Genomic DNA, 8,671 nt, shown 5'->3' with positions numbered 1-8,671 from the left:
TGAGGCTTAACCATACAACACCCAAGGGGTTTTTCTTCTCAAACGAGAAGAGACGGACTCTACAAACACTTGAATGACGTGTTGAGAACAACTAGTTAGATTTTCCCAGATTGCTATTTATTGCCTAGCGGCGATAAATAAACCAAATTTGCTTGGCGACCATAGCGTTATGGACCCACCTGATCCCATGCCGAACTCAGCAGTGAAACGTAATAGCGCCGATGGTAGTGTGGGGTCTCCCCATGTGAGAGTAGGACATCGCCAGGCTTCAAATTTTAGAATTTGCACTTGCAGATTCATAACAGCTTTGTGTGCTGGTATGGCTCAGTTGGTAGAGCGCACCCTTGGTAAGGGTGAGGTCCCCAGTTCGACTCTGGGTACTAGCACCATTTATTTTTTAGCAACCATAGCACAGCGGTACCACCTGATCCCATGCCGAACTCAGAAGTGAAACGTTGTAGCGCCGATGGTAGTGTGGGGTCTCCCCATGTGAGAGTAGGACATTGCTAAATACCTCTTTAAAACCCAGCCTTCGGCTGGGTTTTTTCATTTCTAGCGTATCAACATTCCTCATCATTCTTCATTTCTTTATTTCAATCACAATATAATGCTGGCTAAGACCGTTTTATTTTACTTGCACCATTATTGTTTTTTCTATAGTTTTAACTGGGTATCTAGACGGCTAAAACTATTTTGGGGTAAGGAGAAAACCAAAGTGCCAATTAAAATACCGGATCGTTTACCTGCTACAGATATTTTAAGAAGTGAGAATATCTTCGTAATGACAGAGGCACGTGCTGCCAGTCAGGGAATTCGACCGCTTAAAGTGTTATTACTCAATTTGATGCCAAAGAAAATTGAAACTGAAACCCAATTTCTACGATTGTTATCAAATAGCCCATTACAAGTTGATGTTGAGTTATTACGGATTGATAACCGACCAACAAAAAATACTCCTCAAGAACATTTAGATACTTTTTATCGTCAATTTGAAATGGTTAAAGATCGTAATTTTGATGGTTTGATTGTGACCGGAGCGCCACTGGGATTGGTACAGTTTGAAGATGTACTGTATTGGGAAGAAATTCAGTTAATCATGAACTGGGCTAAAGATCATGTGACTTCAACATTGTTTGTCTGCTGGGCGGCACAAGCGGGGCTAAAGTTGTTGTATGATTTACCTAAGCGTACTCGTAAAGAAAAGCTTTCTGGAGTTTACTTTCATCGTATTCATGATTGCCATCACCCTGTTTTACGTGGCTTTGATGATACCTTCTTTGCACCGCATTCACGTTATGCTGACTTCTCTGCTGACTATCTTAGCAAACATACTGACTTAGATATTTTGGCTACCTCTGACAAGGCTGGGGTCTATTTAGCGGCGACAAAAGATAAACGTAATGTGTTTGTCACCGGTCATCCTGAGTATGATGTTGATACATTGCATAATGAGTTTATACGTGATTGTGAGCAGGGTATGGAGCCAGCAATTCCTGTTAACTATTATCCTGAAGATGATATTAATCGGGATCCTATTGCCAGTTGGCGTAGTCATGGGCATTTATTATTTAGTAATTGGCTTAATTATTGCGTTTATCAACAAACACCTTATGATTTGGCTCATTTCTCAGAAGCCAGTTTTACTAAAGACGATTAATAAAAAGGCCTGCGTGTAAGCAGGCCTTGTTATTATTTATAGGGTGAATCAGAAATTAATGTTTATTCTGATTTTCCCATAATTTGGCTTTTTCAATTAATGAGGTGATCGTAGAGCCTTGAATCAAGATTGAAAACACCACTACTGAATAAGTCATTACGAGAATTATCTCTCTTACATCAATATCTTTTTCTGGAATAACCATGACTCCAGCAGGTACAGCCATCGCCATCGCTAGCGCTAGACCACCACGTAAACCACCCCAAGTAAGAATTTTAACTGACATTGGATTATATTGACGGTAGCGGCTAAAACCAAGGTAAGGCAATTTGATGCTTAGGTAGCGGCTTAATAATACTAACGGAATAGCGATTGCCATTAGAATCCAATCTTCTTGGTGAAAACTAAATTCGAGCATTGTCATACCGATTAATAAGAATAGTAGACCGTTAAGGAATTCATCTACAAGTTCCCAGAAGTGGTCTAGGTGCTCTTCACTTTCTTTTGAGAAGCCAATATAGCGGGTCCAGTTACCGATCATGATCCCCGAAACCACCATAGCTAATGGACCTGAAACGTGAATAATTTCAGCAAAAGCATAACCTGCAGTTGGAATACCAATCGTCAATAGCAATTCCATTGAGTGATCATTGGTTGAACTAATGAGGTAATGGAAAATTAAGCCAAGAATGAAGCCATATACAATACCGCCAATGGCTTCTTGTAAAAATAATTGGCTAACACTCATTACTGTCGGGGTTTGATCACCAAAGGCAATAGTAAATAAAGTTACAAAGATAACTAAACCAAAACCATCATTAAATAATGACTCACCTTCGATTTGGGTCGAGATTCGACGTGGTGCATTCATTTTTTTTACGATAGCAAGTACAGCAATCGGATCGGTTGGTGAGATCAATGAGCCAAACAGTAAGCAATAAATTAGATCGAGCTGGATCCCCAGTAACTGACAAATGCCCCATAAGCTAAAGCCAATGAAAAAGGTTGAAAACAGGGTTGAGCCTAATGCTAGTGTCGTGATTTCCCATTTTTGCTCTTTGAGGTGCGGTAATTTAATACCTAAGCCACCTGCAAAGAGCAAAAATCCTAAAATCCCTTTTAACAAAAAGTCTTCAAAGTTGATTTTACCCATTTGGGTTGAAGCAATATCTTCGAGATGGAACCAGCCATTATGGCCGGCAAAAATAATCAGTAGTGATAAGATCAATGAACCAGCTGTAATAGCAATGGTGGTTTGCATCTTGCCTATCTTACTGTTAATAAAAGCTATAAGCATTGCTGCTGCAGCTAGGAAGCAGAGGGTGTTGTAAACCGACATGCGAAACCTCTAGATTAAATTATTGATTAGATTTAATTGTTTGTGATAGTAAAACCATCAGTTAGTAATGGCTACCGTTAATTAACTTATTTTGCCACCCTATCTGTTTAGACGTCTAGATTCCTATTTGAATTGTGATAGGATGTTATCAGGCTGTAATGGATTATAAGGATATAATGTAGTGTTAAAAAACAAGGATGTACTGCATAAGCGACTCGAACAACAAATTTTGATCATTGATGGTGGTATGGGCACCATGATTCAGGGTTATAAACTGGATGAGCAAGATTATCGAGGCCAACGTTTTAGTGATTGGCATGCTGATCTTAAAGGTAATAACGATCTATTAGTTTTAACCCAGCCGCAATTAATTAAAGATATCCACCTTGAGTATTTAGAAGCTGGTGCGGATATTTTAGAAACCAATACCTTCAATGCCACCACCATTGCGATGGCTGACTATGAGATGGAAACTCTGAGTGCCGAAATTAATTTCGTCGCGGCAAAATTAGCTCGTGAAGCAGCTGATGAATGGACCGCTAAAACGCCAGAAAAACCGCGTTTTGTGGCTGGTGTGTTAGGTCCGACTAATCGTACTTGTTCAATCTCTCCTGATGTGAATGATCCTGGTTTTCGTAATGTTACTTTTGATCAGTTGGTGACAGCTTACAGTGAGTCGACCCACGCATTAATTAAAGGTGGGGTCGATATTATTTTGATCGAAACCATTTTTGATACTTTGAATGCTAAGGCCTGTGCTTTTGCGGTAACAGGTGTTTTTGAAGAGCTGGGTTATGAATTACCAATCATGATTTCAGGCACTATCACTGATGCATCTGGACGTACCCTTTCTGGTCAAACTACCGAAGCTTTTTATAATTCTTTACGTCATGTGAAGCCGATTTCTTTTGGTTTAAATTGTGCGCTTGGTCCTGATGAGTTACGTCAATATGTAGCGGAACTATCACGTATATCTGAATGTGCCGTCTCCGCTCACCCCAATGCTGGCTTACCTAATGCGTTTGGTGAGTATGATCTTGAAGCTGATGAAATGGCTGAACATATTAAAGAGTGGGCGCAGCAAGGCTTTTTAAATTTAGTTGGCGGCTGTTGTGGTACAACGCCGGAGCATATTCGACAGATGTATCAAGTGACTAAAAATATTAAGCCAAGGACTTTGCCTGAAATTAATATTGCGTGTCGACTATCTGGCTTAGAACCACTGACTATTGAAGCTGAAAGTTTATTTGTTAACGTGGGCGAACGTACTAATGTTACCGGTTCGGCTCGTTTTAAGCGCTTAATTAAAGATGAGCTTTATGACGAAGCATTAGACGTTGCTCGTCAGCAAGTTGAAGCTGGTGCACAAATTATTGATATCAACATGGATGAAGGCATGTTGGATGCAAAAGCGGCAATGGTTCGTTTTCTTAATTTGTGTGCCACAGAGCCCGATATCGCAAAAGTACCGATCATGGTCGATTCTTCAAAGTGGGAGATTATTGAAGCTGGGCTGAAATGTGTGCAGGGTAAACCGATCGTTAACTCTATTTCACTCAAAGAAGGTAAAGCTAATTTTATCGCTCAAGCTAAGCTGCTACGTCGTTATGGTGCCGCAGTGATTGTGATGGCATTTGACGAGGAAGGTCAGGCTGATACTCGTGAGCGTAAAATTGAAATTTGTACCAATGCTTATCATATTCTGGTTGATGAGATCGGTTTTCCGCCAGAAGATATTATTTTTGATCCTAATATTTTTGCCGTTGCAACAGGTATTGAAGAGCACAACAACTATGCGGTCGACTTTATTGAGGCTGTCGCAGATATCAAACGTACGTTACCTCATGCGATGGTGTCTGGCGGAGTTTCTAACGTGTCGTTTTCATTTCGTGGAAATGATCCGGTTCGAGAAGCAATCCATGCGGTGTTTTTATATTACTGCTTTAAAAATGGCATGGATATGGGGATCGTTAATGCGGGTCAATTAGCGATTTATGACGATCTGTCTGATGAATTGCGCGATGCTGTTGAAGATGTGGTACTTAATCGACGTGATGATAGCACCGATAGGTTGCTTGATATTGCAGCTAAGTATCGTGATAGCGGTGCCGTTGAAGAAGATCGTACTCAACAAGAGTGGCGTAGTTGGCCAGTTGAAAAGCGCTTAGAGCATGCGCTGGTGAAAGGTATTACTGAGTTTATTGTAGAAGACACTGAACTAGCTCGAACTAATGCAACCAAGCCATTAGAAGTGATTGAAGGCCCATTAATGGCGGGGATGAATGTGGTTGGAGACTTATTTGGTGAAGGCAAAATGTTCTTACCTCAAGTGGTAAAATCTGCACGAGTGATGAAACAAGCAGTTGCCTATTTAGAGCCTTATATTAACGCAGAAAAAAAAGCGGGATATACCAATGGCAAAATTCTATTAGCAACGGTAAAAGGCGATGTCCACGATATTGGTAAGAATATTGTTGGGGTAGTATTACAGTGTAATAACTATGAGATCATTGACTTAGGTGTGATGGTTTCATGCGATAAAATTTTACAGGTCGCGCAAGAACAAAACGTTGATATTATCGGTTTAAGTGGTTTGATTACTCCTTCGCTTGATGAAATGGTTCATGTAGCTAAAGAAATGCAGCGACGTGGGTTTGAAATACCATTACTGATTGGTGGTGCTACCACCTCAAAAGCACATACAGCGGTTAAAATTGAGCAAAATTATCAACAGCCAGTGGTGTATGTTTCTAATGCTTCGCGTGCTGTCGGTGTTTGCTCTGCATTATTATCTGAGCAACAAAAGCCGGCATTTGTGGAACGCTTAAGTCAAGAATATGATCTGGTGCGTGAACAACATGCGCGAAAAAAACCACGAACAGCCCCCATTACTCTCGCAGAAGCCCGTGCTAATGCGGTGGATATTGATTGGCACAATTACACTCCACCAGTACCTAAACAAATCGGTGTTCATACTTTCACTGATTTCCCTGTGGCTGAAATTCGAAAGTATATCGATTGGACGCCATTTTTCATGACGTGGTCCTTAAGTGGCAAGTACCCAACCATTCTTCGTCATGAGGTCGTGGGTGAAGAAGCGACAAAATTATTTAATGATGCTAACGAAATCTTAGACGAGATCGAGAAAACTGGCATGATTAAGGCAAATGGCGTTTGTGGCTTATTTCCGGCCAACAATGTTGGTGATGATATTGAAGTGTATAGCGATGAAACGCGTACAGAGGTGTTAACGGTATTGCATGGTTTACGTCAACAGACCAAAAAGCCCAAAGGTCCGAATTATTGTTTATCTGATTATATTGCGCCTAAAGACAGCGCTAAAGCCGATTGGATTGGTGCATTTGCAGTAACGGGGGGAATTGGTGAATATGAGATCGCAGAGCAATTTAAAGCGCAGGGAGATGATTACAATGCGATCATGATACAAGCGGTGGCGGATCGATTAGCAGAAGCCTTTGCTGAATGTATGCATCAAATGGTGCGTAAACAGATCTGGGGTTATGCTGCTGATGAAGATCTTAATAATGATGATTTGATCCGTGAGAAGTATCAGGGAATTCGTCCGGCGCCAGGCTATGCTGCTTGTCCTGAACATACTGAAAAAGGAGCAATTTGGCAGCTATTAGATGTTGAGGCTAATACCGGTATGACCTTGACCGAAAGTTATGCGATGTGGCCAGGGGCTGCGGTGTCGGGGTGGTATTTCTCACACCCTGATGCGCGTTATTTTGCTGTTGCGCAGATCCAACATGATCAGTTGGCAAGTTATGCTGATCGTAAAGGTTGGGATCTGATTGAAGCCGAAAAGTGGTTAGGACCGAACCTGTAATATCGTCATTAGGCTAAAATAAGAAAAGGCGCAACCATTGCGCCTTTTTTGCGTATTTTATTGTTGGTGCTAATGGTGATTATTCTAATAATTGCTGATGAAGCGTGTTCACCACAGATTTTGCATCGGTTTCATTAACTAAGAAACACAGATTATGCGGGCTGGCGCCATAACAAATGAGACGTAAGTTATAAGCATCAAGGGCGCCAAAAATGTGTTTAGCTGAGCCTTTGCTGTCACTCATACGATTGCCAATTAAGGCCACTAACGATAACCCTTGTTCAATCTCTACTCGACACAATTGGTTGAGTTGTTCAACGGCAGCTAATGGTAATGTTGGTGCTCCGCCACCTGTATCTGTTTGATCGAGCGTTAATGAAACGCTAACTTCGGAAGTGGTAATTAAATCGACTGATATTTTATGCTCAGCCAAAATACGAAACACTTCAGCGAGAAAGCCGTAAGCATGAAACATATTAAGACTGGTTAACGTCACCATGGTTTGATTACCTCGCAGTGCTAATGCGCGAAAGAGCGGTGCTTGATCTACGGTTTTTCGAATCCATGTTCCCCCTTGCTGAGGGGCTTTTGATGAGCCGACAAAAACAGGGATCTGCTGTCTTACTGCAGGAACTAGTGTCGATGGGTGGAGAATTTTGGCGCCAAAGTTGGCCATTTCAGAGGCTTCACTAAAGCTGATTTCTTTAATCGGTTTGGCTGCAGCAGTAATGCGTGGATCGGTGGTGTACATGCCTGGTACATCGGTCCAGATTTCTAGAGTGCTAGCATCAACGGCTTCTGCGATTAAGGCGGCGCTGTAATCACTGCCTCCTCGACCAAGAGTGGTGGTATTACCTTGGTCATCACTGCCTATAAAACCTTGTGAAACCACTACTTGAGTTGCTAACAATGGTAACAGATGCTGTTGAGCTAATTGACGAATACATTCAGGCTGTGGAATCGCTTTGCCAAATTGAGCATCAGTACGCATCACATTGCGAATATCAAACCGAACCGCAGTAGCACCCAGTTCAATTAATATTTGATTAAATAAGTGGGTTGATAATAACTCACCATGACTAACTAATTGATCGGTAAGTTGTGATGACGGTTTAATCGCCGCTTGTGCAGCAGCAGAAGCAATATCATCTAATAACGTATCAATGGCAGCGCTAACTGTCTGTGGCTGCTGTAACTGATTAATGATTTGCTGATGAATTGTCGTCAATTGTTGCAAATGCTGTTGGCGCAAGACGTTATCACTGATACCTGTGGCTAATTCAACCAGTAAATTCGTCACGCCAGAGCAAGCACTAATTAACACAATTTTAGTGTTTGGATTGGCGATAACGATATTGGCGCTGCGGCACATTGCAGCGTAATCGGCGACACTGGTGCCACCAAATTTAGCCACAATGAGTGGATCTGTAGTTGGTGCTGGAATAATGCTCATTACGGTGTTCTCCCTTGATCGTAAATGCTGCAAGATAGGTTCTTTACTTCGGAAGAATTCCCGACGTCCATTGTCGAGGAGGTAATAGGCAGTAACGCGAGGTGCGGCTACCCAGAAGCTCCCCATCATAGTCAACCTGACTTAGATGACAGCCTGAAAGATTCAACTTTCATGGCCGATACACTGCGCCCCAAACACCTTGTATCTCGGCGTTACTCCCCCTCTTAATATTGTGTCAGGGTTGGGCCCTACAATATTAATACCTGGGTAACGCACCTCTTCTGTAGTGAATAAACACTGTTGTTATTGAATAGGAAATGCGTCGTAGTTGTCAATTGTTAAATGATAATTTCTCGATGGTTAACAAAAAGT

Annotated in this window: 4 protein-coding genes, 1 tRNA gene, 2 rRNA genes and 1 riboswitch; of the genes, 5 read left to right on the top strand and 2 right to left on the bottom strand. The window is 41.7% G+C overall.

What is annotated here, in order from left to right; all coding sequences use genetic code 11:
- Positions 1-151 precede the first annotated feature (151 nt).
- From rrf (PMAL9190_RS13360) to metA, 4 genes are all read left to right on the top strand, one after another.
- Positions 152-267, top strand: a 5S ribosomal RNA gene (gene rrf / locus PMAL9190_RS13360).
- Positions 268-313: 46 nt separating this feature from the next.
- Positions 314-389: transfer RNA gene (locus tag PMAL9190_RS13355), tRNA-Thr, on the top strand.
- Positions 390-396: 7 nt separating this feature from the next.
- A 5S ribosomal RNA gene (gene rrf, locus PMAL9190_RS13350) occupies positions 397-512 on the top strand.
- 203 nt (positions 513-715) lie between these two features.
- Positions 716-1,657: a homoserine O-acetyltransferase MetA gene (gene metA, locus PMAL9190_RS13345; protein WP_087845613.1), complete on the top strand. Its 942-nt coding sequence runs from the start codon at positions 716-718 to the stop codon at positions 1,655-1,657.
- A gap of 55 nt (positions 1,658-1,712) precedes the next feature.
- On the opposite strand, the gene PMAL9190_RS13340 is transcribed toward metA, so the two are convergent.
- Positions 1,713-2,996 carry a cation:proton antiporter gene (locus PMAL9190_RS13340; RefSeq protein WP_087845612.1) on the bottom strand — a complete coding sequence of 428 codons (1,284 nt, stop codon included), beginning with the start codon at positions 2,994-2,996 and terminating at the stop codon, positions 1,713-1,715.
- 181 nt (positions 2,997-3,177) lie between these two features.
- Here PMAL9190_RS13340 and metH point away from each other — a divergent pair, with 181 nt between their 5' ends.
- Positions 3,178-6,846, top strand: coding sequence for a methionine synthase (gene metH / locus PMAL9190_RS13335; RefSeq protein WP_087845611.1), 3,669 nt, complete (start codon positions 3,178-3,180; stop codon positions 6,844-6,846).
- 79 nt (positions 6,847-6,925) lie between these two features.
- On the opposite strand, the gene lysC is transcribed toward metH, so the two are convergent.
- Positions 6,926-8,299, bottom strand: a complete 1,374-nt coding sequence (gene lysC / locus PMAL9190_RS13330; protein ID WP_159458398.1) for a lysine-sensitive aspartokinase 3 — start codon at positions 8,297-8,299, stop codon at positions 6,926-6,928.
- A 107-nt stretch (positions 8,300-8,406) separates the two neighbouring features.
- A riboswitch (Lysine riboswitch) is annotated at positions 8,407-8,588 on the bottom strand.
- Positions 8,589-8,671 lie beyond the last annotated feature (83 nt).

Source organism: Photobacterium malacitanum (assembly GCF_900185615.1).
GTDB classification, from domain to species: domain Bacteria; phylum Pseudomonadota; class Gammaproteobacteria; order Enterobacterales; family Vibrionaceae; genus Photobacterium; species Photobacterium malacitanum.
This window is presented reverse-complemented; position numbering and strand designations above follow the sequence as displayed.